The sequence below is a fragment of the Helicobacter sp. T3_23-1059 genome, from assembly GCF_053654515.1.
The window spans coordinates 12910-35276 of record NZ_JBSIUV010000008.1 but is presented as its reverse complement, the minus strand read 5'-3'; the positions used below and the strand labels follow the sequence as shown (position 1 = coordinate 35276).

Annotated in this window: 29 protein-coding genes; 8 read left to right on the top strand and 21 right to left on the bottom strand. The window is 38.9% G+C overall.

Annotated elements, in window-relative coordinates; all coding sequences use genetic code 11:
- Positions 1-50: 50 nt before the first annotated feature.
- The 18 genes from ACWIX0_RS03785 to ACWIX0_RS03700 all read right to left on the bottom strand — a co-directional run bounded on the left by ACWIX0_RS03785 (position 51) and on the right by ACWIX0_RS03700 (position 12799).
- A complete protein-coding gene (locus ACWIX0_RS03785; protein WP_454172075.1) occupies positions 51-404 on the bottom strand; it encodes a HepT-like ribonuclease domain-containing protein in 354 nt (117 codons plus the stop codon).
- Positions 397-783 (bottom strand): nucleotidyltransferase family protein, encoded by a 387-nt coding sequence (locus ACWIX0_RS03780; RefSeq protein WP_454172073.1) that lies wholly within the window; start codon positions 781-783, stop codon positions 397-399. Before ACWIX0_RS03780 ends, ACWIX0_RS03785 begins: the two co-directional genes overlap by 8 nt.
- Before the next feature lie 25 nt (positions 784-808).
- Positions 809-2170, bottom strand: a complete 1362-nt coding sequence (gene gatA / locus ACWIX0_RS03775) for an Asp-tRNA(Asn)/Glu-tRNA(Gln) amidotransferase subunit GatA (protein WP_454172071.1) — start codon at positions 2168-2170, stop codon at positions 809-811.
- A 71-nt stretch (positions 2171-2241) separates the two neighbouring features.
- A complete protein-coding gene (locus tag ACWIX0_RS03770; RefSeq protein ID WP_454172069.1) occupies positions 2242-2418 on the bottom strand; it encodes an NTP transferase domain-containing protein in 177 nt (58 codons plus the stop codon).
- 62 nt (positions 2419-2480) lie between these two features.
- A complete protein-coding gene (locus ACWIX0_RS03765) occupies positions 2481-3848 on the bottom strand; it encodes an HAD hydrolase-like protein (protein ID WP_454172068.1) in 1368 nt (455 codons plus the stop codon).
- Positions 3793-4044: a hypothetical protein gene (locus ACWIX0_RS03760; RefSeq protein WP_454172067.1), complete on the bottom strand. Its 252-nt coding sequence runs from the start codon at positions 4042-4044 to the stop codon at positions 3793-3795. Before ACWIX0_RS03760 ends, ACWIX0_RS03765 begins: the two co-directional genes overlap by 56 nt.
- Positions 4038-4925 carry a LicD family protein gene (locus ACWIX0_RS03755; protein WP_454172066.1) on the bottom strand — a complete coding sequence of 296 codons (888 nt, stop codon included), beginning with the start codon at positions 4923-4925 and terminating at the stop codon, positions 4038-4040. The genes ACWIX0_RS03760 and ACWIX0_RS03755 overlap by 7 nt, the downstream gene beginning before the upstream one ends.
- A gap of 134 nt (positions 4926-5059) precedes the next feature.
- Positions 5060-6376: a polysaccharide pyruvyl transferase family protein gene (locus tag ACWIX0_RS03750; RefSeq protein ID WP_454172064.1), complete on the bottom strand. Its 1317-nt coding sequence runs from the start codon at positions 6374-6376 to the stop codon at positions 5060-5062.
- A 4-nt stretch (positions 6377-6380) separates the two neighbouring features.
- Positions 6381-6911 carry a hypothetical protein gene (locus ACWIX0_RS03745; RefSeq protein WP_454172062.1) on the bottom strand — a complete coding sequence of 177 codons (531 nt, stop codon included), beginning with the start codon at positions 6909-6911 and terminating at the stop codon, positions 6381-6383.
- On the bottom strand, positions 6901-7134 hold the full coding sequence (locus ACWIX0_RS03740; protein ID WP_454172060.1) for a hypothetical protein: 234 nt from the start codon (positions 7132-7134) through the stop codon (positions 6901-6903). Before ACWIX0_RS03740 ends, ACWIX0_RS03745 begins: the two co-directional genes overlap by 11 nt.
- Positions 7135-7237: 103 nt before the next feature.
- A complete protein-coding gene (locus ACWIX0_RS03735) occupies positions 7238-8317 on the bottom strand; it encodes a thiamine pyrophosphate-binding protein (protein ID WP_454172058.1) in 1080 nt (359 codons plus the stop codon).
- A gap of 123 nt (positions 8318-8440) precedes the next feature.
- Entirely contained in the window at positions 8441-9142 is a 702-nt protein-coding gene (locus ACWIX0_RS03730; RefSeq protein WP_454172057.1) for an NYN domain-containing protein, read from the bottom strand.
- Between the two features lie 142 nt (positions 9143-9284).
- On the bottom strand, positions 9285-9578 hold the full coding sequence (locus ACWIX0_RS03725) for a hypothetical protein (RefSeq protein WP_454172055.1): 294 nt from the start codon (positions 9576-9578) through the stop codon (positions 9285-9287).
- A complete protein-coding gene (locus ACWIX0_RS03720) occupies positions 9520-10455 on the bottom strand; it encodes an NAD-dependent epimerase/dehydratase family protein (protein ID WP_454172054.1) in 936 nt (311 codons plus the stop codon). The genes ACWIX0_RS03725 and ACWIX0_RS03720 overlap by 59 nt, the downstream gene beginning before the upstream one ends.
- A 120-nt stretch (positions 10456-10575) precedes the next feature.
- Positions 10576-10932, bottom strand: coding sequence for a hypothetical protein (locus ACWIX0_RS03715; RefSeq protein WP_454172053.1), 357 nt, complete (start codon positions 10930-10932; stop codon positions 10576-10578).
- Positions 10922-11830 carry a Coenzyme F420 hydrogenase/dehydrogenase, beta subunit C-terminal domain gene (locus ACWIX0_RS03710; RefSeq protein ID WP_454172052.1) on the bottom strand — a complete coding sequence of 303 codons (909 nt, stop codon included), beginning with the start codon at positions 11828-11830 and terminating at the stop codon, positions 10922-10924. The genes ACWIX0_RS03715 and ACWIX0_RS03710 overlap by 11 nt, the downstream gene beginning before the upstream one ends.
- On the bottom strand, positions 11785-12297 hold the full coding sequence (locus ACWIX0_RS03705; RefSeq protein WP_454172051.1) for a 4Fe-4S dicluster domain-containing protein: 513 nt from the start codon (positions 12295-12297) through the stop codon (positions 11785-11787). The genes ACWIX0_RS03710 and ACWIX0_RS03705 overlap by 46 nt, the downstream gene beginning before the upstream one ends.
- Before the next feature lie 85 nt (positions 12298-12382).
- Positions 12383-12799, bottom strand: a complete 417-nt coding sequence (locus ACWIX0_RS03700) for a Fur family transcriptional regulator (RefSeq protein ID WP_454172049.1) — start codon at positions 12797-12799, stop codon at positions 12383-12385.
- Between the two features lie 194 nt (positions 12800-12993).
- Between ACWIX0_RS03700 and ACWIX0_RS03695 the strand changes: the two genes are divergently transcribed.
- The 8 genes from ACWIX0_RS03695 to ACWIX0_RS03660 are packed head-to-tail and all read left to right on the top strand — an operon-like array spanning position 12994 to position 20082.
- Entirely contained in the window at positions 12994-14784 is a 1791-nt protein-coding gene (locus ACWIX0_RS03695) for a lipid-A-disaccharide synthase (protein WP_454172048.1), read from the top strand.
- A 43-nt stretch (positions 14785-14827) separates the two neighbouring features.
- Entirely contained in the window at positions 14828-15310 is a 483-nt protein-coding gene (gene greA, locus ACWIX0_RS03690) for a transcription elongation factor GreA (RefSeq protein ID WP_454172046.1), read from the top strand.
- A 53-nt stretch (positions 15311-15363) separates the two neighbouring features.
- Entirely contained in the window at positions 15364-15846 is a 483-nt protein-coding gene (gene dut / locus ACWIX0_RS03685) for a dUTP diphosphatase (protein WP_454172045.1), read from the top strand.
- A 46-nt stretch (positions 15847-15892) separates the two neighbouring features.
- Positions 15893-16636 (top strand): hypothetical protein, encoded by a 744-nt coding sequence (locus ACWIX0_RS03680; protein WP_454172043.1) that lies wholly within the window; start codon positions 15893-15895, stop codon positions 16634-16636.
- 17 nt (positions 16637-16653) lie between these two features.
- Entirely contained in the window at positions 16654-17982 is a 1329-nt protein-coding gene (locus ACWIX0_RS03675; RefSeq protein ID WP_454172041.1) for a hypothetical protein, read from the top strand.
- 10 nt (positions 17983-17992) lie between these two features.
- Positions 17993-18679, top strand: coding sequence for a type III pantothenate kinase (locus tag ACWIX0_RS03670; RefSeq protein ID WP_454172040.1), 687 nt, complete (start codon positions 17993-17995; stop codon positions 18677-18679).
- Between the two features lie 15 nt (positions 18680-18694).
- A complete protein-coding gene (gene hisG, locus ACWIX0_RS03665) occupies positions 18695-19312 on the top strand; it encodes an ATP phosphoribosyltransferase (protein ID WP_454172162.1) in 618 nt (205 codons plus the stop codon).
- A gap of 44 nt (positions 19313-19356) precedes the next feature.
- A complete protein-coding gene (locus tag ACWIX0_RS03660; RefSeq protein WP_454172038.1) occupies positions 19357-20082 on the top strand; it encodes a hypothetical protein in 726 nt (241 codons plus the stop codon).
- Between the two features lie 262 nt (positions 20083-20344).
- Here the strand turns inward: ACWIX0_RS03660 and ACWIX0_RS03655 are convergent, their stop codons facing one another.
- From ACWIX0_RS03655 to ACWIX0_RS03645, 3 genes are read right to left on the bottom strand one after another with little or no spacing between them, the layout of a single operon-like run.
- Entirely contained in the window at positions 20345-20578 is a 234-nt protein-coding gene (locus ACWIX0_RS03655; RefSeq protein WP_454172036.1) for a hypothetical protein, read from the bottom strand.
- Positions 20579-20613: 35 nt separating this feature from the next.
- Positions 20614-21234 carry a hypothetical protein gene (locus ACWIX0_RS03650; protein ID WP_454172035.1) on the bottom strand — a complete coding sequence of 207 codons (621 nt, stop codon included), beginning with the start codon at positions 21232-21234 and terminating at the stop codon, positions 20614-20616.
- A gap of 10 nt (positions 21235-21244) precedes the next feature.
- A complete protein-coding gene (locus tag ACWIX0_RS03645) occupies positions 21245-22126 on the bottom strand; it encodes a hypothetical protein (RefSeq protein ID WP_454172033.1) in 882 nt (293 codons plus the stop codon).
- Positions 22127-22367: the final 241 nt, after the last annotated feature.

Here is a 22367-nt window from a genome sequence, read left to right as displayed (position 1 = left end):
CTTTTTGTAGTATTTGATTTTTTAAATCACTTTTGCAAAATAATATAACATCATTTTTCGCGCAAAATCTCTTCTATTTCTTTAGCAAGTTTTGGTAAATTGCTATGGATAATATCTTCAATAATCGCAAAATTTATACCATCATAATCGTGTGAAGCAATATTTCTAACCGCCAAAAGCCCTCTTAAATTTTCTTTTGATATTTTTTCTAACAATGCAAATTCTGCGTCATTTTGAAGTTTTGTAATCTGTTCTTGCATAATAATAAAGTGCATCATAATAGCAGGTTGGGCACTAAGTGTATCGCTTAGGGCTTGGCTTACTCCACCACTTTTTTGGCATAGTTCTTGTATTTTTTGGATTCTATCTAGCATTTCTATAAATCGTTGTGTGGATTTATCCATTATGCACCTTTTTATGATTGTTATTTGAGGTATTATATACCCAAATGGCTTTATCTAGTAGTCTTGCTAGTTTTTTATCATTCAAACTAGCTATATCACACAAATCAACCTCTCTTTTAAAATACCTTGCCAAATCCGCCCTTAATGTATCCAAAAAAATAAACGCCCTAAATCCAACATATTTTTTGCAAAAAATATGTGAACTTTTGATAAAAATATCTATATCACTTGCATTATCTGCGCTTCCTTTGGCAAATGAGCCAAAAAGCCCGAGTGCTTCTATCCCCTCTTTTTGTAGCTGTGGTTGCAAAGATTCCAAAAACTCTAATATAGATTTTTGTGAAATCTTTTGTGATGTTTTTAGCGTTTGATTTTTCATATTTTCACTATCTTTAAATACACAATTAACTAAGCGCACTCTCTAAACTATATGCACAATCTAGCACGCTTTGCTCATCAAAATGTCTGCCAATAAGCTGCATACCAATAGGCAATCCCTCGCTATCATTTCCCACAGGCAGACTGATAGCAGGCACTCCTGCTAGGTTTGCACCAATGGTATAAATATCGTTTAGATACATTTGCAATGGCGTTTGCATAGCGCGGAATTTGGGAGCGGTAGTCGGCGCGACAGGGCATAAAATCAAATCCGCTTCTTTAAATATTTCCTCAAATTGTGCGCGGATAAGTTGTCGCATTTTTTGCGCTTTTAGGTAATACGCGTCATAATACCCGCTACTAAGCACAAAACTACCTAGCAAGATTCTGTTTTTTACTTCATTGCCAAAGCCATTTGAGCGCGTGGATAGGTATAAATCTTTTAGTCCCTGTTTGCTTGCATCGCCGTTTTGCACTCTATTGCCATAGCGCACACCATCAAAGCGAGCGAGATTTGAGCTAGCTTCTGCTGTGCAGATGATATAGTAAGTAGAGATATGCAAACTTGTATCAAGCATTTGTTTAGGCAGGATTTCATTGCCACTAGATTCTAGGATTTTTATGGTGTTTTCATACGCTTTTGCCACGCTAGAATCCGCATCTTTGATAAAATCCTTTAACACTGCGATTTTAAACCCTCTCTCTTTATCTAGCTTGCTAAAACATTGCAAAGGGGGCTTTTTTGCACTTGTAGAGTCGCGCTCATCATTACCACTTATCGCATCTAGCAGTAGCGCGCAATCCTCTACATTTTGCGTGATAGGTCCTACTTGGTCTAGGCTTGAGCTATAAGCGATAAGCCCATATCTGCTAACCCTACCATAAGTAGGCTTTAGCCCTACACAGCCACAATAGCTAGCAGGCTGACGGATAGAGCCTCCCGTATCGCTACCAAGTGCCGCGATAGCTAGCCCACCTGCCACTGCTGCAGCACTCCCCCCAGAGCTACCCCCGGGCACGCGAGAAGTATCACGCGGATTTTTGGTGCGCCCATAGCAGCTAGATTCTGTCGTGCTTCCCATAGCAAACTCATCCATATTTGCCCTGCCAAATGCGCTCATTCCATTTGCGTGTAGATTTTGGATTGCTGTGGCGTTGTATGGGGATTTGTAGCCTTTTAGGATTTTGCTAGCACAAGTGATTTCCCAGCCTTTGACATTGATATTGTCTTTGATTAAAATTGGCACGCCATCTTGCCCGTCATCGCTAAAATCTATGTATGCGTTTAGTTCGGCATTTTGGCTTTGTTTTGCTAGATTTTGGATTTGGGATTTTAGCTCGTTTTGCTCTTCTTTGCTAAGGCTTAATGCCTGCTTTAGCGTTATCATCATTGCTCCTTAGATTTTGCAATTTTTTAAAAATGCTTTAAGCATTGTTTGGTTTCATAAATATTGCGAAATTATAGACAAAAATAGCTTAAAGATGAATTGATTATATTTTGAATAGTTAAAACAATAATAGGGATTCCACAAATCTCTAAAAAATGCTTTGGCAAACTCATATCGCCCATTCTTTTGCTAACCCCGCCAGCCAAAATCACAGCGTAATTTGTAGTAGAATTTTTACTAGGCGACATTGTAGCCTCCTAGCAAGTTAGTATTTATGCAGCGTGGATAAAATCTATTTGCGTGTGCGCAATTACTCTCTCTCTCTCTCTCTCTCTCGTGGCGTAGCATAAAATCGGTTGTCTAAATCTATCTCGCCCAAATCACGCACCACAAGTTTGGGGAAACTACCATTATAGTCCTGCAAATCAGCGCGTGAAGTCTCCCCTGTAAGTGTCAAAACAAAATCACAGCCCATATTATCCGCTAACTCTTTATCTGTGTAGATTCTATCGCCTATGACGGCAATTTCTTGTGGGCTAAAACGCTCCAAAATCGACTTTGCCAAAGCAACATTTGGCTTACCCAACACTACGCTTGGAATCTTATGTGCCACCATTTCTAGCAAGGCAACAAAGCTCCCAATATCTGGCAACGCGCCATATTCGCTAGGGCAAAATATATCGCTATGTGTGGCGATATATTTTGCATTTGTATTGTGTAATAAATCACAGATATTTTGCAATTTTTCATAATTTATCTGCGTATCAAAGGTAAGAATCACCGCTTGATTGCGCTCTTTATCAAAGCAAAAATTTACATTTGGTAACTTTTCTTGCACATATTTAGCCACACGCTCATTTGCCACAAGATAGGCAGAATCTATGGATTTTGTTTGTAAATAATCTATGAGCGCGTTTAGTGGCGTGATAATATGCGCTAAATCCGCGCAAATCCCAAAGGAAGCGAGTTTTTCTACATAGTCGCTTGGCGTTTTTGAAGTGTTGTTTGTGAGAAAAAATATCTCTTGCTTTGTGCGTTTGATAAAATCTATGCTTTTTTGCAAAGGTTTATCGCCCACATACAAAGTCCCGTCCATATCGCAAATCAACGCCTTTTTCGCGCTTAAATCAAAATCGCTAAAAATTCTATCCGCTAATGCCAAATCCTCCACATTATCGACTTCTACCCATTTTTTTCGCCCTATATCGTGCGGTGAGACGGCGACTTGGCGAAATAGTGGAGGAAATGCCACTTCACTCCATTGTGTCAAATCCTCGCGAATCTCGATAAAATCTTTGATAATATCAAAAAGCGTGATTACAGCAGGGCGCGAGAATTTATATAAATCAATAGAGACTCCATTGCTATCTTTTTGCGGGATATTTTTGGCGATATTTATGAGCTGATTTTGTGTGCCTAGCGAGATTTTCATCGATTCATCATTATAGATTTTGCTTTGAATCGCGATAGTATTTTGCAGTGGCAAATCTGCAAAATCTTTTATGGTTTGGGATTCATATAAACAATCGCCATTATTTATAAATAGCGTGTCAAGCGAATCTAATGGCAACTCTCTCAACGCCAAATACAGCGAATACATATTGTTTGTAGTGGCAAAATCGCTATTTCTTATCGTGCGAATCTGTGGATAATTCTGCGCTAAAAAGTCTGCTATCATTTCGCCTTTGTAGCCCGTAACGACAATGATATTTTTTTTGCACTAGCCCAGCGTCCAAATATCCAGCAATCGCAAAGTCTAAAATCGCTTTTGCATTTACTTTTATCAAAGCTTTGGGAGCGAGATTTGTAAGCGCGCTTAAACGAGAACCGATTCCAGCGCAGAGTATGATGGCGTAGGTTTGTCGTGCTACCACAAATAATCCTTTGCGCCAATCAATTCTAAATCTTTTAAAATTTGTTCTTTTGATAGATTTCGCCCAGCTTCGTGTGAATATAGCGTTTTTGGCAAACACATAAAATTGCCATATTTTCTATGCAGGTGCATAAAAGAATCATTTGGTGCGCTAAACTCGCACCCTTCAAATTCAATCTTTTTTAGCGGGAAAATCTCATCATATTTGCATAAAACCCTCGCGTAAGCAGGTGCGTGAAAGGAATGAAACAAATATGCTTTTGGCGGAATGGGCTTGTTTTGTAAAATTTCATTTTGGTAGATTGTCTTTAATTTTTGCAAATAATCTTTTGGTATCGTAGTGGCTTTTGGTATATGCCCTACACTAAAATCAAATGGAATCTTATGATGAATCTCCCAAAATTTTTTAATTAAGCTGTCATATTCATCTTTGGGTGGTAAATCCGCACTATTGCCAAAATCAAATGGGAAAATATCTATTTGTGCGGTTGCGCCTATATAAAAAATCCTTACAATATCGCCATCGGTGTAAGATAAGCCATTTTGGCAAAATTCATCAATTATGCTTTGGAATTTCTCATAATTTGGACGAGTCATTGCAATGTCAATGTCATCGTCACACGGCACAAAGCCTTTGTGCCTCATCGCACCGATGAGAGTGCCAGCATAGAGCCAATACTCTATATTATGCTTATCTAAAAATGCGGTAAGTCGTTTGAGGATTTCAAGTGATGCAAGTTGGTGTAATCTCAAATCACCCGTAGCTTGTGGAATTTGAGTGGGGATAGTGGTGGCTCTTAAAATTTCATTAGTTGCCTTTGATAGTTCAAAGATTTTATCTAATGTGGATAGTCCCCCCCCCCCTATTTGTGAGTAAATCATAAATGCGTTGGCGTTTGTCTTTGTTTTTTACACATAGCGTGTAGAGTTTTGCTAAAAATGGCTTCATAAGCACTCCTTTTTGTGAATCTAAAATTTTAAAAGCGCAATTATAGCGCAAATTTTTATTTTCAATTTTAAAGATTCGCTAGATTTTGCTTCAAAAATTCCATTCCCACTTTGCGCCACGAATCTAGCTTTTGATTGACAGATTCAAAGTCTATGGGCGTTTTTATTTGCGCCTCTAAATCGCTCAAATTATCCACAAGGCGATTTTGTAAGCCAAAAAGTTCTAATAGCTGAAAAAATCGCGTATTCATTCCACTAGCACCGCCACCTAGTTTCAAAGCCACAAAAGGCGTCCCCATCACAAGCGCAAAGGCGCACCCGTGAAAAGAGTTTGTAACTAGCACCTTGCAATCCCTAATACACGCTAGCCATTCTTGTGGTGTGGGCGCAAAGTCGCTTTTATAATCCCACTCGCAAGAAAAATCCACATTTGCATTTGTGTAAATCACGCTATTTTTCGCGCTCAAAAATGCCATAATTTCGTCCTTATCCATAATCGTTTCATTGCCTAGCATATAGACAAAAACGCTGTCCTTGCGAATCTTGCCATCGCTTTTGTGCGAATCAAACGCGCCATTTTTTATGCTTGAATCAATCAGCTTTTCATAGTCGCTTTTGGTTAAAAGCTGACTTGGGTCAGGCACGCAAACACTTTGCAAACCTATCTCTTTTAACGACTCAATATTGCACGATTCGCGCAATGAAATCGCATCAAATTTTGATAGCGCGTTTTTAAAATACGCCTTTTCGCCCTCGCTCCCAAATTTTGGCTTACCGATACTTGCGGCATAAGAGATTTTGTGTGATTTGTGGTTTGGTGGCAAAAATTCTAGCGTGTAGAAATCCAATCCTTGCGTGTAGTCGTTTTGAAGCGCACCCCAATCATTCCACACTTGGTCGCTCCCTACGATATAGCAGTCCGCTTCCATTTCAGGCGTGAAAGTGCGAAAATCTTGCAAAGATTCGCTAGTAAGCGCAATATGCTCTCTTTTGAATCGCTCAAATTCGCGCTTTTTATCAAACGCTTTGATTCGCGACTCATTTGCGGCATTTTTATCGAGCCCTACTTCAGCCAAAACCTCGCGCAACGCATTTTTTAACGCTTCTTTTTTGTCGCGCTTTACGCGCCTATCGTATTTATCGATACACAAAATATAAGCACAAAAATATCGCCTAGCCGTTTTAAAATGCGCCAAAAAGACTTTTAGTGGCGTTCGTTTTGGCGGTTCGCTCTGTGGCGTTGCGCCAAATGGATGCGCATAGATTAGCTTAATGTCGTAATCTTTGTAGTGATTTCGCAAAAATCTCTGCAACGCGAACGCTTGAAGCACCTGTCCGTAGTTACATAGCGCAGAACAATATGTGATGATTCTAACTTTTTTCATTTTGCTAATCCTCCAACTTTCGCTCGATTTGTTTTACCACGCGCAGGGTTTCGCGTTTTAGCTTTTTGGTAAGTGAGATTTTGGGCTTGTTTTTGCGCTCTTTTTGTTTGGATTTGGTGGCGATTTCCATATTTGTGATGATTTCTAGTGCCTTGCTTTCATCGCTATCGTTTGTAAAAACCTCCAAAAGCATAGGTTTTTGCGTCATTTCAGCACAGAAAAATTCTTTTGCTACTTTTTCGTAGGATTCTTTGTCGTTTGCGCTAAGGTAGGTAAAGCCTAGATTGCGCGCAAAGTCTCTTACAAGTGTGGGCGATTTATCGCCAAAATGTCCTGCTGCTGCGGTAAAATCATCACTTGAGTCGCCAAAAAGCGCACCCAAATGCCCGACATTTCTAAATTCTGTGCCTTTGCCGTTATTTACAAGCAAGATTCTAAGATTTGCGCCCAAGTGTCGATTGCCAAGTGCGTTTAAGTCATAAAAAAACGTCAAATCCCCGACAATGCAAAATACAAGGCGATTTTTATCTGCCAAACTTGCCCCCAAGTGCTGCGCTCACACACCCATCTATGCCAAAGCCACCGACATTGCTATACGCCCTCACACCTTGCGGGAAATCAAAGAAATTCCACGAGCGAATGCAATGCAAAATCCCCAAATGCACTACGCAATCGCTTGGCAAAAGATTGTGGGATTTGTGTGCTAGATAAATATTTGAAAAAGGTAGTTCAGGGACATTTGCCCATAGATTTTGCAATTTTTCTTTGCAAAGGTTGATATAAGATTTTGTAGAATGTGAATCTGTAAAGTGTGAAGTGGTAGAGTTTAAATTTAAAGCGGATTTTGAAGTAGAATCTAAGCTATGAGACGAATCGGAGTGTGATTCCCCTCCCCCCCCCCCCGTTTGTAGCTGTATCGTTTAATGCGTTATAGTGTCTAAAAAACGCTATTTCAGGCATTTCAAAGACATATTCGGTATTGCGGAAAGTATCGCGAATCTCGCCGTCTGCGCTTACCCTCCACACGCTTTTGCCATAGACATAGCTATACGCGCTCATTTCGCCCATATAGATGACTAAATCTGGGAACAAACTATCCGCGTATCCTCTGTGCTGCATAGTGCTAATGCAATGTGCCACGCGGTAGTCGCCATAATATCCACTCGTATGGTCGCAAAATACCACCGCATCATATTTGGCACAAAATGCATCAATAGCCTTTGTCAGCTCATCACTCATCGCGCTATGTGAGCCTAGTAGTATGCCGATTTTGACTTTTTCGCCATTTTGGTTGTGTAGTGGAATCTGTGGCAAAGCAAAGCGTGAATCACTTTGTGTGATTCGCTTTATCACGCGCACTTTGGGTAGCTCTCTCACGCTAAAATCCGCGCTATAACTCGTCTCTAAATTGATATGCACAGGTCCCCCACCTGCGCGAAATAGCTCCAAAATCGCCGTATTTGCCTTTACCTCACACGCCCAAGCTTCATCGTCATTTTTAGGAATGCCAAGATATACGCTATGTCGGACTATGTCGTGTGGCGGGTGGCTTCTATCCGTTACTTGCGGGACTAAATGTCCTACTTTGGCTATATTTTGCGTAGAAGTTATCGCAAGGATAGGGAGTTTGCGATAGTAGGCTTCTGTAAGCGCGCTCATATAGTTTCTAGCAGCAGTCGCGCCCGTGCAAGATAGCGCGACTGCCTCGCCACTCTCTTCGCACAAGCCACACGCCATATACGCCGCGCTTCGCTCATCTATGGCAGAATATAGCGTGAAAAAGCTGTCATTTTGTGCGCTACGAGCAAGGGTAATGTTTGTAGCGCCCGGGGACACGATGATTTTGCGGATATTGTGGGCTTTTAGCAAAGCTAGGACAATCTGTGCGTTTTTATCTGTGGTGTAGTGGGAGAGAGTGTCGGGGAGATTGGTGCTTTTCATAAAAATCCTTTGATTTTAAAAATAAATTCGCATTGTAACAAAAAATCAACAACAAAAGCAATATGCCTAAAATTAGCCTTTGCAGGACAATTTTAGTAGAATACGCCCACTAAACCATTTTTATTATTTTTTGTTGGTTTTACTATCTGGCAAAATAGAAAATAGCAAGTCTATGTGCTCCTGCAAATCATCTGTGATATTCTGTCGCATCGGGTCAAGCTGAATGATGATACCCTCTCTCCTAGCAAATTTCACAGCTGGGACAAAATCGCTATCGCCCGCTATAAGAATGATTTTTTCAACTTGCTTTTTAAGAGATAAAGTAGCAATGTCTAAACCTATCTTCATATCTACGCCCTTTTGTTTTATGTCTAAAACAAAATCTTCATCTTTTAAATCGCTTATTGCTTTTTTGCCATTAAGCAAATCAGCTTGGATATTTGCTTTTAGTTTCCATTGTGGTTTGCCAGACATTTTTCCTAATCTCACAGCAAAATAAGGTTGCTTTTTGAGTTCTTTTAAAACCTCTGTCCTAAATTCATAAATAGGCGTTGCGTTAAACAAGTATTCTTGTTTGCTTATAGGTTTTTGTATCCTGCCTGATGATAAAGGCTCTGAATCGTATATATAATAACGAAAAAGTGTGTCTTTATAAACCATTAGGGTTTTAAACAAATAATCGCTTAGTCGTTTAACAAATTCTTTTGATGGATATTTGCCTTGACTTTTTTGATAGGCTTTGATAAAGAAAGATAAATCAACTAGCACAGCGGTGCTTTTTGAAGAATATGGAGAAAAATCTACTTCATTTAAATCATTTGGCATAATTGCCTCCTTAATATCAAAATAATATGTTTCTTACATTAACTCTAGGAGTTGGGTATCGCGTTAGCCCGATACCGAACTAGCTAGAGAAAAATAAGAATGCGATTTTATAAAAAAAGCACTTAAATAAAACTTAAGATTTTTATTTGGTTATGATTTTTACTAAAATAAACCCAATTTTACAAACCCTATACAAAATCCTAGCTTTAAGTTTGGCTAAAAAGCCTTTTGCGTGGCGTTTGTAGGCTTTGAGATAGGCGATTTTATTTTGTGTGCCTTGAATCTGACATAATGCTGTCATTTCGCCACAAAGCGCGTCTTTTTTGATTTCATCATCAAAATCAATGCCATTAAAACGCGGATTTTGGATAAATTCTTTAAGACACAGCGCGATATGCGTTTCTAAACTCCCCCCCCCCCAATGGTTTTTCGCCATTTTGGGTAAGCAGAGCATTGATTTTAGAGCTGTCAAATTTCCTATCAAATAGCCTATCATAAATGACTTGATATGCGTTTTTGCCAAAAAATTCATAAAGATTTGCGAAAACGACTTTGATTTCCCTGCCTAGCTCGTTTTGCAATACTTTTTGATAAATGGCTAAAATCTCTTCCCATTTCACCGCTTTTTCACTTGCTATGTGATAGGTTTGCCCATAAGCATTAGCATTGCCACATATCACGGCAATAGCTCTTGCCACTTCAAGCGCGTAAGTCATAGTCGTGTAATGCGTGGCTATATCTTTGAAAAACACTATGCTTTTGCCCTGCATTGCGCGATAAAGCCACGACTCTTTTTCATATACGCCAAGTTGCAAACGAATCTCGCTAAATGTGATATAAGGGCGTATTATGGTGTAGTTGCCTTTATGTGCGTGGGCTAAAATGTTTTCTTGTCTTGCTTTGGTAAGGGCGTATTCATCGGTGGCTAGATACTCTTTGTCCTTGCTTATATCAAGCAATCTAGGTGAATCTTCCCTCAAAAGCTCATCACTACTCGCATAAACCCTAGCCGAGCTTAAAAACACATAATGAACGCATTTGCCAAGCAGTAATTCCACTCTATCCAAAAACTCTATCGTGGCATAAATCATAAAATCCACCACGCAGTCATATTTGTGCGAATCAAGCAAACCTAGCACAAAATCTAAATCGTGTGCATTGCCACAAATGTAGTGAATGTTTGGCGCAAAATCGCTTTTATTATTTGCAAATTTGCGCCGCGAAGTGATATGCACTTCATTGCCCATGTCTGCTAAAATCCGCGCTAAATGCGCTCCCATCGCACCCGTGCCACCAAGAAGTAGGATTTTCATTGTATTTGCCTTAAAAGGTTGTTTAAGGTAGTATTTTATAACAAAGCCCAAGTAATTTACTTAAACAATATGAATTTATTTTCAACATATTGCCAAATTGTTGCAAAATTTTTAGATAGGTTAATTTTGCATAGTTTTCAAAAGCCACTTTCGCGCTCTTTTTAGTGCGTTTGAGATGGCTTTGCGAAGTGGGTCGTTTTTCCACACCAAATAATAATGGCGCAATGCGTTAGGTTTTGTGGTTTGGTTTGGATTTTGCGCATATTGTGAGAGAATCGCCATTGCCTTTTTGGCGTCTTTGGTGCGCGAATAAGTTTCAATCGCTTCGCGCAAAATAGAGTCGCGATTCGCCTGAATGCCGTTGCTACGAAGTGCAGCGGGATTGCCAAGCGTGATAATAGTCGCGATTGTGGCAATGATATGCGCAAAATCTTGCAACGAATCTAAAATTTCTAACGCCTTTTGATTATGCACCAAAAACGCAACTAACGCCTAGCTCATCGACAAAGTCCGCGTGATATTCGCGGATTCCCCAAAAGTCGCCAAGTGTGAAGTCTGCTCCGCTTACAAAGCCCTTTGAGTAGCAATTACCACAAGATTTGCGCGTGATGATATGCGTAGCCCAAGCGTTGTAAAGATATGGTGAATGGGCGTTTGGAATGATTTTTTGCTCTTTGTTTGTTGTGGCAATTATGGAGTAATTCTCCCAGCCTAGATTTTTGCCCCGAAAATTAAAATCTAATAATTTTTCATCGTTAGATTCACGCAAACTCTCTTTATAAATATCCCAAATTTTTGGGCTAGGCACGGAGTTGCAAATCACTTCGATTGTGAGTAGATTTGGATATGGCTTTCGCAAAAATGCGTTTAATGCGTGAATCTGACATTGCACGCCACTAAAAAGCACGAGTCGCCCTGCTTTTAGAAAATCCCGCGCTTGTTTGTAAGTATCGCCGATAAAGGATTCGACATATTTGCTTCGGCGCAGAGTGTCCATCTCGGTGAGCGATTCGATAAATCTATGGACAACATTTAGATTTTCATCAAAACTCGCACCAAATACCACGCCACCGCGATTTAGGACATATTGCGCGATGAGTGTGAAAGCACCGCCAGAGCTAGAATTTAGTCGCAATGCGTCATCTTTTGCTTTAAGTGCAAATGCCTTTGGCTCGGTAAATCGCGAGAGTTTTGGCGAAAATGATAGGGTTTGGGAATCTTTGGTGGAGTTTTTGTGGAAATAAAATGGAAGGGATTCTACCCACCCCCTAACCCCCTCCGCAAGGGAGGGGGAATTTGTAGAGTTGCCACGCGTAAGGGAGGAGGAATCTACGCTGTCATTGCGAGAATCGCGAAGCGATTCGTGGCAATCCATTTTTGTATTATTTTTTTGGATTGCTTTGATTCGCGTTGCAAATCTCGCAATGACGAATCATTAGAATCTGCAAATTCCAAGATTGTAGATGAATTTTTAGGGTTGTGCGAAGCGAACGAATGAGACGCACTTGCCGTGCATCGCAGTGAGTGAGCTGAAGCACTCCCTAAAAAGTCGCTACAAGATTGGGATTTGAGTAGGCGATTCCCCCCCCCCGTGTGTGTTTGCGCTACTGCCATTAGTGGAAATTGTGATTTTTTGCGAACGCTATCATAAGGTGCAAAATTTAGAAAAGGCAAAGTAGGACAGGCGATTTCGCAGGATTTGCATTCGGTGCAAGTGGTTTGATTCACGCTTGGGACATAAAATCCCTCATAATCGCGAATCATTGCAATGCTATAGTGCGGACAGGCATTAAAACACGCACTACACCCGCAACAATGATTATTTTTTGGCAAAATTGGCATTTGTAACTCCTAAATCTTAAAATAAAATGTAGATTATGAATAAGTAGTATTTTTTCGGTATTAGTGGGAAGATTTAGCGAGTATTTTATATGCTTTTTTCTTTTGCCTTGCATTCTGGGCATACGCCGATAAACACCGCAGAAATATCAAATAAATCAAATCCCGTTTTTTGCTTGCATTCGCTAGATAGCGCATTTACATCAGCATAGACATCTTGGAGTTTGCCACATCTATCACAGCTTACATGTATGTGTTTGTCGCAGGCTAGCTCGTATTTTTGTTTTTGTGTGGGGGCTTTGATTTCGCGCAAAATCTCTGCTTCATTTAGTGTAGCGACATTTTTATACACGGTGGCAAGAGATATGCACGGATAGTGTTTTTTGATATTTTGATAGATATCTTCTACGCCGATATGCCCATTTTTTTTGATTTCGCGCAGGATTGCGATGCGCTGTGGAGTGGATTTTAGATTTTTAGCTTTTAGGCTTGCCTCAAATTCCATTACTTATCCTTTAAATATTGTTATATGCCATTTATAAGGCAGGATTTAGTTGATAATTTAGCATAATTTAATAAATATTTTTATCCACCTAGAATGTAAAGTATAAAAAATTAAGCAAAATGTTATACAATTTGTGGATTTTGCCTCTCAAAATATGCCTCAAATATGTCAAATCCACAAAAAAGCGATAGCAAATGAAAATCCTACTTAGCGCACTTGAACCAAGCTCAAACCTGCACGCAAAAGAAGTGATTTTGTGCCTATTAAAAAACTTATATCAACAAGAAAAAAAACAAAGTGAAATAAGCACAAAAGAATCAAAACAAAGCGATAAAATCCTACAAACAAAAGAAAATCCTCAACAAAACGCTACTCAAGCCACAAATAAAATCGAATTATTAGGGATTTTTGATAAAACCTTACAAAAACAAGTGGCAAAAAAATTTGCTATTTTTTTGGAGGGTAAAACTTGTGATTTGCACGGAGGTTTGCACGCAAAATCCTTTACAAAATCTCACGCTAACATTTGCACGAAATCTAGTATAAAAACTAACACAAAATCTAGCCATAATTATGCAAAAACGGATTTTGCCAAAATCGATCCTGCGCAAGATTTTACACAAGATTTTGCGCAATTAGATTTTGCAAAAAGCGCAAATGACTTTATCAAAAAACACCTATCTTTTAAGCCGTTATTTTTCTCGCAAGATTTTGCCATAATGGGTTTTGTCGATGTGGCAAAAAAGATTGTTTTTATTTTGCAAGCACAAAGCCAACTATTACAAATCGCAAAAGATGCCGATAAAATCCTTTTTTTAGATTCTAGTTCGTTTCATATCCCGCTTGCCAAAAAAATCAAATCTAGTGGCATAAAAACACCGATTTATTACTACATATTGCCTCAAGTGTGGGCGTGGAAAAAATGGCGTGTAAAGGTGCTAGAGAGGGTATTTGATAGACTCTTAGCGATATTGCCTTTTGAAGTGGGGTATTATTCAATCAAAGCTAGAGAATCAAAAAAAATTTGCTTTGTAGGGCATCCATTGCTTGATGAGCTAGATTTTAGCGCGATAAAGCAGAGAGAATCACAGCAAAAAGAGGCAAAATCTATGCAGGATTTTGCGCAAAAACAAGGCTTAATGCAAAAAGTTGCCAAATATCATAAAGATACTACGCATTCAAACGCGCAATCAAATACAATGCGCATCGTATTTATGCCGGGCTCTAGGGTGGGTGAGATAGCGCGGATTTTCCCTACTTTTAGAGAAGTGGCAAACGCGCTAGAATCAAAAATGCTAAAATCTAGCAATGTTTTTGACACGGCTTTTTGCATAACAAAATCAAAAAAATCTACAAACTTTGCCAACGCTACAAACGCTACTAACCACGCAAAAACCTCCACCAAATCCACGCAAAATCCAAAACAAAATCTAAAAAAAGATTTTATTAAAATCCTTGTTGTCCCTGCGTTTTTTGGGGATAAAAGTAGGGAGGAATTAGAGTTGATATATGGCGATTTAAGCGGATTTGAGCTAAGTTTTGATACACAAGATTCTCTAAAAAAAGCGCATTTTGCATTTATCTGCTCTGGGACTGCCACGCTAGAAGCAGCTCTTTTAGGCATTCCTTTTGTGCTTTGCTATAAAGCTGCGAGACTAGATTATCTTATCGCTAGGACATTTGTCAAACTACGCTACATAGGGCTAGCAAATATTTTTTATAATGCCCTTTGTGGCGAGGAGGCGGGCAGGGGAGAATCTAAAATGCACCAAGAGCTAATACAGGGCGATATGACTACTAAAAATCTACTAAATGCGTTTGAATGCGAGCTAGAGAGGGCAAAAGATGGGCATTTTATCACTAGCGCAAAAAAGTTGTGGAAATATCTTAGTGCTAAAAATATTTCACATATTTCTATCGAAAAAAATCTAGCAAAAACATATTATGGAAGTGCGCAAAATGTCGCAAATATGTTAATGAATTAACAAATTTTGGTATTATATCCCCTTAGATTTTTAGGAGAATTTTATGCAACCAATCACACAATATGGACATCAAAAACTTTGCGCCGAGCTAAAAAATCTAAAAGAAGTCGAGCGTCCAAATATTATCAAAGAAATCGACATTGCCCGTGCGCACGGGGATTTGAAAGAAAATGCTGAATATCACGCAGCAAAAGAAAAACAGCTTTTTATTGATGCTAGGATAAAAGATTTGAGCGAAATGCTAGCCGATGCGCAAATAATTGATCCTGCAAAATTGCCACACGATAAAGTAAGCTTTGGTAGCACGGTTGAGATTTTGGATTTGGATAGTGAGAAAAAATCAACTTATACGATTGTGGGGAGCATTGAGAGCGATTCTTCGCGTGGGCTTATTTCTTATGGTTCGCCCATCGCAAAAGCATTGCTAGACAAAGAAGTAGGCGATGAGGTAAATATCACTCTTCCGCGTGGGGAGTGTGATTTTGAGATTTTAAGCATTTCTTATAAGCCTATTTATTTTGAGTAACATTACGCAACATTTGAGTAAAAAAAGCAGAATTTAGATTTTGGAGAATCATAATGGATTTTGACAAAAATATCCCTGTGTTAAAGGTGCAAAGACTTAGCGATGAAGCGATTATCCCGCGCTATCATTCAGCAGAGGCGGCGGGCTTTGATTTGCATTCTATCGATGAGGTGGTGCTAAAGGCAGGCGAGAGAGTAGCGGTGCGCACGGGGCTTGCTTTTGAGATAGACAAAGGCTATGAAATACAGGTGCGTCCTCGCTCTGGGCTAGCTATCAAAAATGGGATTTCCGTGCTAAATACGCCCGGGACGATTGATAGCGATTATCGTGGGGAAATAATAGTGATTTTAATCAACTTAGGCAAAGAGGATTTTGCTATCCATAAAGGCGATAGAATCGCTCAAGCGGTGGTGCAAAGAGTGTGGCAAGTGGATTTTGTTGAAGTAAATGAGCTAGCACAAAGTGAGCGAGGGGCAAAAGGCTTTGGCAGTAGTGGTGGATTTGGTAGCCACCATAATGACAAGACTCATAAATAAGCATTTAGTAGCGATAAACCACCAAAAATAACAAAAAGGAGCAAAAGTGAGTAAGCTAAGCAAGGATTTAGAAAGTATAAAAAATGAATTTCAAAATGATGAAAAGCTATTAGAAAATGCTTTCAAATTAGAAAGACTTTTTAAAAAATACAAATTTGTGTTGCTTGGGATTGTTTCTATCATCATTCTTTGGGTAGGATTTATCGTAGTAAGCGATTATGTAGAGGAAAAAAATGCAAAAGAGATTAGCCAAATATATGATGAATTGCTTGTATCGCCACAAAATACTGTCTTGCGCGAAAATCTAAAATCTAAAGCCCCAAAACTCTATGACGCATTTATCTATGCAAATCTATCAAGTCAAAAAGAAGCGCGAATGCAAGAGCTAGAGGAGCTAAAAGAATCAAAAAATGAGCTAATCGCTCAAATGGCACAATATGAGCTAGCCTCTCTAAAAGAGGACAAAGAGGCACTAAATGCCATATACAACAACGCAAAAAACAAGCAAAAAGATACAGATTCGCTAAAAGATTTTGCCAAAATCCAAGAAGCGTATTTGCTACTTAAAAATAACGATATTGCTAAAGCGCGTGAGGTGCTAAAAAGTATCTCTAGTGAATCTAGCTTAGATTCTATCGCTAGGCAGATGGAGCATTATGGCATAGATAAAATATCATTAGAATCTACAAAACTAGAATCTATCAAACTTAAAACCCCACAAGAAACAAAATCTAGCCCAAAATCTAGTGATACTTCTGCGACAAAACCTAGCGAGCAACAACAAAAATAACAAAAATGGTGCAAATGATGAAAGATTTTATCAATTTATCAAAATCTATGTTTTTGACTGATTTTGCAAAGATTGCAGAGCATAAACACATAGTTGTGCTTATGGTGCTATCGTGCGTTATGTTTTTTGGGTGTAGCTCCAAAAAATTTTATACGCCTGCTAATATCGATGGGCAAATCATTTTCTCTCAATCTTTCCCCACGCCCATAGCCCAAAACAATCGCTATGTCGCCACGCTAAAAGATGGCTCGCTTTTGACACAAAGTGGATTTGTCCCTGCAAATAAGCAAATACGAGAGCTAATCCCCAAAAACGCGAAGTTTTTGAACGAATCTGGCGGGTATTATATTTTTGCTAAGGGTTGTGGGGAGATTTTGCTACTAAAATCTAGTTTGGTTGATGAAAACGCATTTGATAGCGGGACTTGCCCTGTAAAAGAGGAAAACACCGCCTGCACGCAAGAGCAAATCGAAGTGCAAATACAGGGCTGTGCTATTAGCGCTAGTTTGAAAGAAAATCTACTTGCGTTTGTAACCACTGATAATACAAGCCATATCATCGCTATTGGAGGTGATTTTGGTGGCGACTTTGATAAGGTAGATTCTAATGAGCCACAAAACATAGATTTTACAAAATCTAGCCAAAATCAATCTGCGAACGATTTAGCGACAAAATCTACGCAAGAAAATGTGCAAGAAAATAGCAAAAAAATCGCCCAAGAATCCGTATTTAGCCAAAAAGGTAGCGCAGTGCTAGCGGTAAATCAGCTTATCGCTGCTCCGCTATTTTTAGATTCTTTGGTGGTGTTTCCTACACTTGATGGCAGGATTTTAGTCGTTAGCACGCAAAACTATGAAACGCAAAGAAATATCATTGTCTCAAGTGAAAAATTTTTCAACAACATTATTTACTTGCAAGGCGATGATTTGCGAATATTTGCCGCTACGCCTAAAAAGCTAATTAGCATTGTATCAGCACAGCAGTTTAGCTATGCAGAGGAGTTAAAAGATATTGTGTTTTATAATGGCTACTTATACGCACTCACGCTAGAGGGCAAGATAGCGCAGTTAGACCACACTTTGCGAGAGGTAAATACCAAAAAATTTGAATATGCAAGCCTAGAGGGTATGGCTTTTTCAAACAATACGCTTTATACTTATGAAAAAAATGGTAGCTTTATCATCGCGCTAAATGTCGATGATTTCACGCACAAAGTCTATCAAGCGCAAGATTCCTTTGGTAAAATGATGGGCAATAAACTAAATTTTTACACCAAAAATATTTTTTATTACAACAGATACTACTTTGATTTTGCAAAAATTGCCGATTTTATAACATCTAAATAAAGGGGTAGCTATGCTATTATGCGATATAGGTAACACACATTTTCACTTTTGGAGCAATGGAAAAGTAACCCACCTGCTCCCTCGCTCACTACATAGGCGAATGTTTAATGAAGAGATTTACTACATTAGCGTAAATCCTGAAAATGAAAAAATCCTAACTAAGACATTTAAAACCACTTACGATTTGGAATCCATCATCGAACTACCTACCGAATATATGGGGCTTGGCGTGGATAGAAAAGCTGCGTGTTTGTGCGTGAGAGATGGCGTGATAATCGATGCTGGGACAGCTATCACGGTAGATGTGATGAGCGGTGGGCGTCATCAAGGTGGCTATATTTTACCGGGGTTTAATGAAATGATAGGCGCGTATGGGAGGATTTCGCCACTGCTAGTTGGCGGGATAAATTTCACTTATGAGCCAAAAGAATTGCCACTAAATACCAAAGATGGAATCACTTATGGAATGCTAAAAAGTATCATTTTGACAATCCAAAACACGATCGGCTCAAAAAAAGCATATTTCACAGGTGGCGATGGCAAGTATTTGGCGAAGTTTTTTGCCCAAGCGATTTATGATGAGACAATGGTTTTTCGTGGTATGAGAATTTCTATTGAGAGGGCATTAGAAAAACGGCGCAGAGCCCAAACAATGCAAGAGCTAGAAGAAGCCCCTATTGATTTAGATTGGGAGTAGTATTTGGGAGATAATGTGCTAAATATCGCATTGCCAAAAGGGCGCATAGCCAAAGATACTTTGGGGCTTTTTTCGCGCATTTTTGGAGGAGAATTTGAGTTTGATGATAGGAAGCTAATCTTACAAAAAGGCGATTTTTGCTTTATGCTTGTAAGAAGCCAAGATGTCGCCACCTATGTGTATCATCAAGCCGCAGATATAGGCGTAGTCGGGCTAGATGTGCTAGAAGAGCAACCCTACAATGTAGTAAGGCTACTAAATTTGGGTATAGGCAAATGTCGCGTGGTAGTGGGCGCACACGCGGATAAGCCGATTGATTATTCAAAGCCTAAAATTACCATTGCTACAAAAATGCCAAATATCACTACAAAATATTTTTCTCAAAAAGCAATCCCTGTTGATGTGATAAAGCTATATGGCTCTATCGAGCTAGCCGCGCTTGTGGGGCTATGTGATGGTATCGTAGATATAGTAGAGACGGGTGATACGATGAGGGCAAATAATCTCTTGGAGTGTGAGAAAATCTTAGATTCTAGTGCGTATTTGGTGGCAAATATCAATAGCTTTTCGCTAAAAAAGGCTTTGATTTTAGAGCTATGCGCTAGGATAGAAAAACAGCTAAAAACAAAGTAGATTTTGCTAAGCATTAAGGTTTGCCAAACATATAGGGGACAACAATGTATCGATTTATCAAAACAGCTTTTTTGGTATTTGTAGCGTGCTTTGTAAATAGTGTAGTAGCGTTTGCAAGTGGAGAGAAATGGGGCAAATGGCAGTGGGAAGTTGCGGGGTATTTGGATTGTGAAGTGCGATTTGCCACAAAAAGTAGCGAATGCACCGAGCGAGGCAAAACCCAAGTCATCATCATAGATGCAAAAGACATACCCACCGCCTACCACCTATACCGCAAAAAATACGGCAAAATCCACCAACAATCTGGCTATGCTTTGGAGCGTGTCTTGCCTATGGATAGTCATAGTTATGTTGTCGTATATGAGATGCCACTAGATGTGAGATATGGCTATGCGTATGAATGGAGCAAGGATAAAAGTAGCCTAAGCATTGATTTTTATTTCGGGCTATGCAAAGGGGGGATAAGTCATTGTGCCAAAGCTAGACTTACTTTTATCGATATGGGCAAAAATGAGGAAAACGCGCTAGTTGAGGAAAATTATCAAAACACGAGCGTGGCACAAGAATCTAAAGATTCTGCCATTTCACAAGAATCCACTTCGCAAGAATCTGCCAAAGATTTTGCACTATCAAAAGAATCTAAAAATACCGCGCTATCACAAAGCAAACTAGACGCAAAAATCATATCCCACGCCAAAAACGCCAAACAAACACAAAAAGAAAAAAGCACCAAATCAAACAAAATCAAAATCATTGCAAGCGTGTGGTAGATTCTGCTAAATTATCATTTGATAACTATCATAATTTATAGGAATTTTTTAAGCTATTTTTGTCGATGATTTTGCTATTTTTATAAAATCTAACAATGCTTAAAGCATTTCTAAAATAACAAAAAATAGCAAAATCTTAAAGCGCAATGATGATGACACTAAGGCAGGCATTAAGCCTTAGCAAAGAATAACAGCGAGCTAAAATCTAACTAAACAAAGCCAAAAGCTAGCTTAAACGCGTATAGATTTTTGATACAAATCGTTATTCATCTTTGCAATTTGCGTAGTGGCAGCCACATTCTTGCAATGTGCAAGAATTGATGTTGCTAGCCGTCTCGCTAGGACTTCCGCTATATGTAAAATATCTATCCCAGCAAGATTGTTTGCAAGTTTTGCTATCCTCCGTATCATCGACTAATGACTTACGCGAATTAAAACTTAAACTTAGGGTTACTAAAATCACATTTAGCAATCTATTAACTCTTAAATTTTGCATATTTACAATCCTTTCTCAAGTTAAATTTGGCTTTCTTATTTTATTTTTGTATGAATATACTCTAAGGATTTGTATTTGAACCAATACTCACAATGCGTTTTTGTTGCAGAAAATGATAAACTTAGCCAATTAGGTGCATTATCCCCAAATTCTAGTGTGCCTATCAAACAATATGTTTTGCCACTAGCAGGTGTAAATATCACATAGCTAGGATATTTTGCAAGTGAAAAAACGCTAATAGGAACTTCTCCTGCTACTTCTACACAAAAGGACCCCTTTGTTATCATTTTGCCAAAGCTACCTTGCGCTTTTGCTTCACTTGGAGTATATGTGCCATCGCTATCTAGCTGCGGATTAAATTCAAAATACACGGGAAATGATAGGTTTTTAACCCCTAATCTATTATGGTCCCAAAAGCTAGCAAAGCAGATTTTTGCTCTATCGTTTTTAGGATTATCGCCAAGAGAACTTCCTTGCGATAGAAAAAAACCTAGATTTATGCTATTTTTTGGGGAATGTATGGATTTATTAGTTTTTGGAGGAGCGGAATCTATCGCCATAGGTATTATCACATCAATGCAACCACTAAATACCACGCTAGCCACACAGACAAATACCGATAACCCACAAATACGACAAACAGCAAAAAAATTCATTTAGATTCCTTTAAAATAAAATACTAAAGCTACACATAGGCGTAGCCACAGCATTTAATAATCCACCTAAAGAGGCTTCAATCCTTGCACCAATCTCTAACTGTGCGTGAGAGCCTAAATCAAATGCAAACCCCACCTTTGCTCCTAACAAAAATCCACCACCTTCATACCTGCTTTCAAAATAACCAGATGATGTATAGCTTTCCCACTCCCCATAAGCCCCACCAATATATGAATCTAGCACAACCCTCATAGGTGTATCAAATATTTTAGGAATATAGCCAACCCCTATATACCCATTGGCAATGTATTGATTACGCTTACCCCAAGCATAGCTACCACCTAGAAAAACTCTCACCTTATCGCCTGTTTTTAATCCTAATTCGAGATTAACCTGTGGCACTCTGGTTATAGCTAAACCAGTATGAAACCCTCCCTCAAAGCGAACATAACCCCACAAATGCCTATCGTTTTCTGCATAGACGACATCTTTATCATCGTCCTCTTCTTCTATATAAACCCTTTGATTTTTTGAGGCTTGGTTTGGTGCTTGGGTAGGTGCGTAGTATGGGGTTTGATTTTGTGGATTTTGCTTAGAGGTTGGATTTTGCGTTTTTTGAGGTGTTGGCATAGAGTCATCATCTAGCTCTTTTTGGAGCTTTCTATTTTGCCTTTTTAGCTCTAGTATCTTTTTTTGTTTTTCTAGTCGTTGTATTTCGCGTTCTAGCTCGGCGTCATAGACTTGAGAAATGGCAATATTAAGAGTAGAAAATAGTGAGACAAAAGCAAGCGTTGCGATTTTTTGTATCATCTTTTTTGGCGTGATGGTGTGTTTTGCAAGGTGTTTTTTGTTTTTATAAATGTGTTTATGGAGTTGTTGCGTAGCGTTCATTTTCTTATCCTTTCGATTTTTGCTTGTAGATTTTTTCTTGCCCCTTGGGTTTTGGAAAAAGATTTGGTAAGAAAATTTTGCCGTTTTTTTTTTTTTTTGGTTTGCTTAAAGTTGGCAACTTTTTTGCAAATTTTTATTTCATTGCGCAGATTTTACACATTTTGGAGGCATTTGGTGGTTAGATTTTGGGAGTGTTTTAGTTGTTTTGAAGTTTATAGCAAGTTAAAAATTCTATGAAAAA

Bases quoted from the DNA above. Each gene is read 5' to 3' on its own strand.
- ACWIX0_RS03785 (WP_454172075.1), bottom strand. From the start codon at position 404: ATGGATAAATCCACACAACGATTTATAGAAATGCTAGATAGAATCCAA.
- ACWIX0_RS03780 (WP_454172073.1), bottom strand. From the start codon at position 783: ATGAAAAATCAAACGCTAAAAACATCACAAAAGATTTCACAAAAATCT.
- gatA (WP_454172071.1), bottom strand. From the start codon at position 2,170: ATGATAACGCTAAAGCAGGCATTAAGCCTTAGCAAAGAAGAGCAAAAC.
- ACWIX0_RS03770 (WP_454172069.1), bottom strand. From the start codon at position 2,418: ATGTCGCCTAGTAAAAATTCTACTACAAATTACGCTGTGATTTTGGCT.
- ACWIX0_RS03765 (WP_454172068.1), bottom strand. From the start codon at position 3,848: ATGATAGCAGACTTTTTAGCGCAGAATTATCCACAGATTCGCACGATA.
- ACWIX0_RS03755 (WP_454172066.1), bottom strand. From the start codon at position 4,925: ATGATTTACTCACAAATAGGGGGGGGGGGACTATCCACATTAGATAAA.
- ACWIX0_RS03750 (WP_454172064.1), bottom strand. From the start codon at position 6,376: ATGAAAAAAGTTAGAATCATCACATATTGTTCTGCGCTATGTAACTAC.
- ACWIX0_RS03735 (WP_454172058.1), bottom strand. From the start codon at position 8,317: ATGAAAAGCACCAATCTCCCCGACACTCTCTCCCACTACACCACAGAT.
- ACWIX0_RS03730 (WP_454172057.1), bottom strand. From the start codon at position 9,142: ATGCCAAATGATTTAAATGAAGTAGATTTTTCTCCATATTCTTCAAAA.
- ACWIX0_RS03725 (WP_454172055.1), bottom strand. From the start codon at position 9,578: ATGGCGAAAAACCATTGGGGGGGGGGGAGTTTAGAAACGCATATCGCG.
- ACWIX0_RS03720 (WP_454172054.1), bottom strand. From the start codon at position 10,455: ATGAAAATCCTACTTCTTGGTGGCACGGGTGCGATGGGAGCGCATTTA.
- ACWIX0_RS03710 (WP_454172052.1), bottom strand. From the start codon at position 11,830: ATGGATTGCCACGAATCGCTTCGCGATTCTCGCAATGACAGCGTAGAT.
- ACWIX0_RS03705 (WP_454172051.1), bottom strand. From the start codon at position 12,297: ATGCCAATTTTGCCAAAAAATAATCATTGTTGCGGGTGTAGTGCGTGT.
- ACWIX0_RS03700 (WP_454172049.1), bottom strand. From the start codon at position 12,799: ATGGAATTTGAGGCAAGCCTAAAAGCTAAAAATCTAAAATCCACTCCA.
- ACWIX0_RS03695 (WP_454172048.1), top strand. From the start codon at position 12,994: ATGAAAATCCTACTTAGCGCACTTGAACCAAGCTCAAACCTGCACGCA.
- greA (WP_454172046.1), top strand. From the start codon at position 14,828: ATGCAACCAATCACACAATATGGACATCAAAAACTTTGCGCCGAGCTA.
- dut (WP_454172045.1), top strand. From the start codon at position 15,364: ATGGATTTTGACAAAAATATCCCTGTGTTAAAGGTGCAAAGACTTAGC.
- ACWIX0_RS03675 (WP_454172041.1), top strand. From the start codon at position 16,654: ATGAAAGATTTTATCAATTTATCAAAATCTATGTTTTTGACTGATTTT.
- ACWIX0_RS03670 (WP_454172040.1), top strand. From the start codon at position 17,993: ATGCTATTATGCGATATAGGTAACACACATTTTCACTTTTGGAGCAAT.
- ACWIX0_RS03660 (WP_454172038.1), top strand. From the start codon at position 19,357: ATGTATCGATTTATCAAAACAGCTTTTTTGGTATTTGTAGCGTGCTTT.
- ACWIX0_RS03655 (WP_454172036.1), bottom strand. From the start codon at position 20,578: ATGCAAAATTTAAGAGTTAATAGATTGCTAAATGTGATTTTAGTAACC.
- ACWIX0_RS03650 (WP_454172035.1), bottom strand. From the start codon at position 21,234: ATGAATTTTTTTGCTGTTTGTCGTATTTGTGGGTTATCGGTATTTGTC.
- ACWIX0_RS03645 (WP_454172033.1), bottom strand. From the start codon at position 22,126: ATGAACGCTACGCAACAACTCCATAAACACATTTATAAAAACAAAAAA.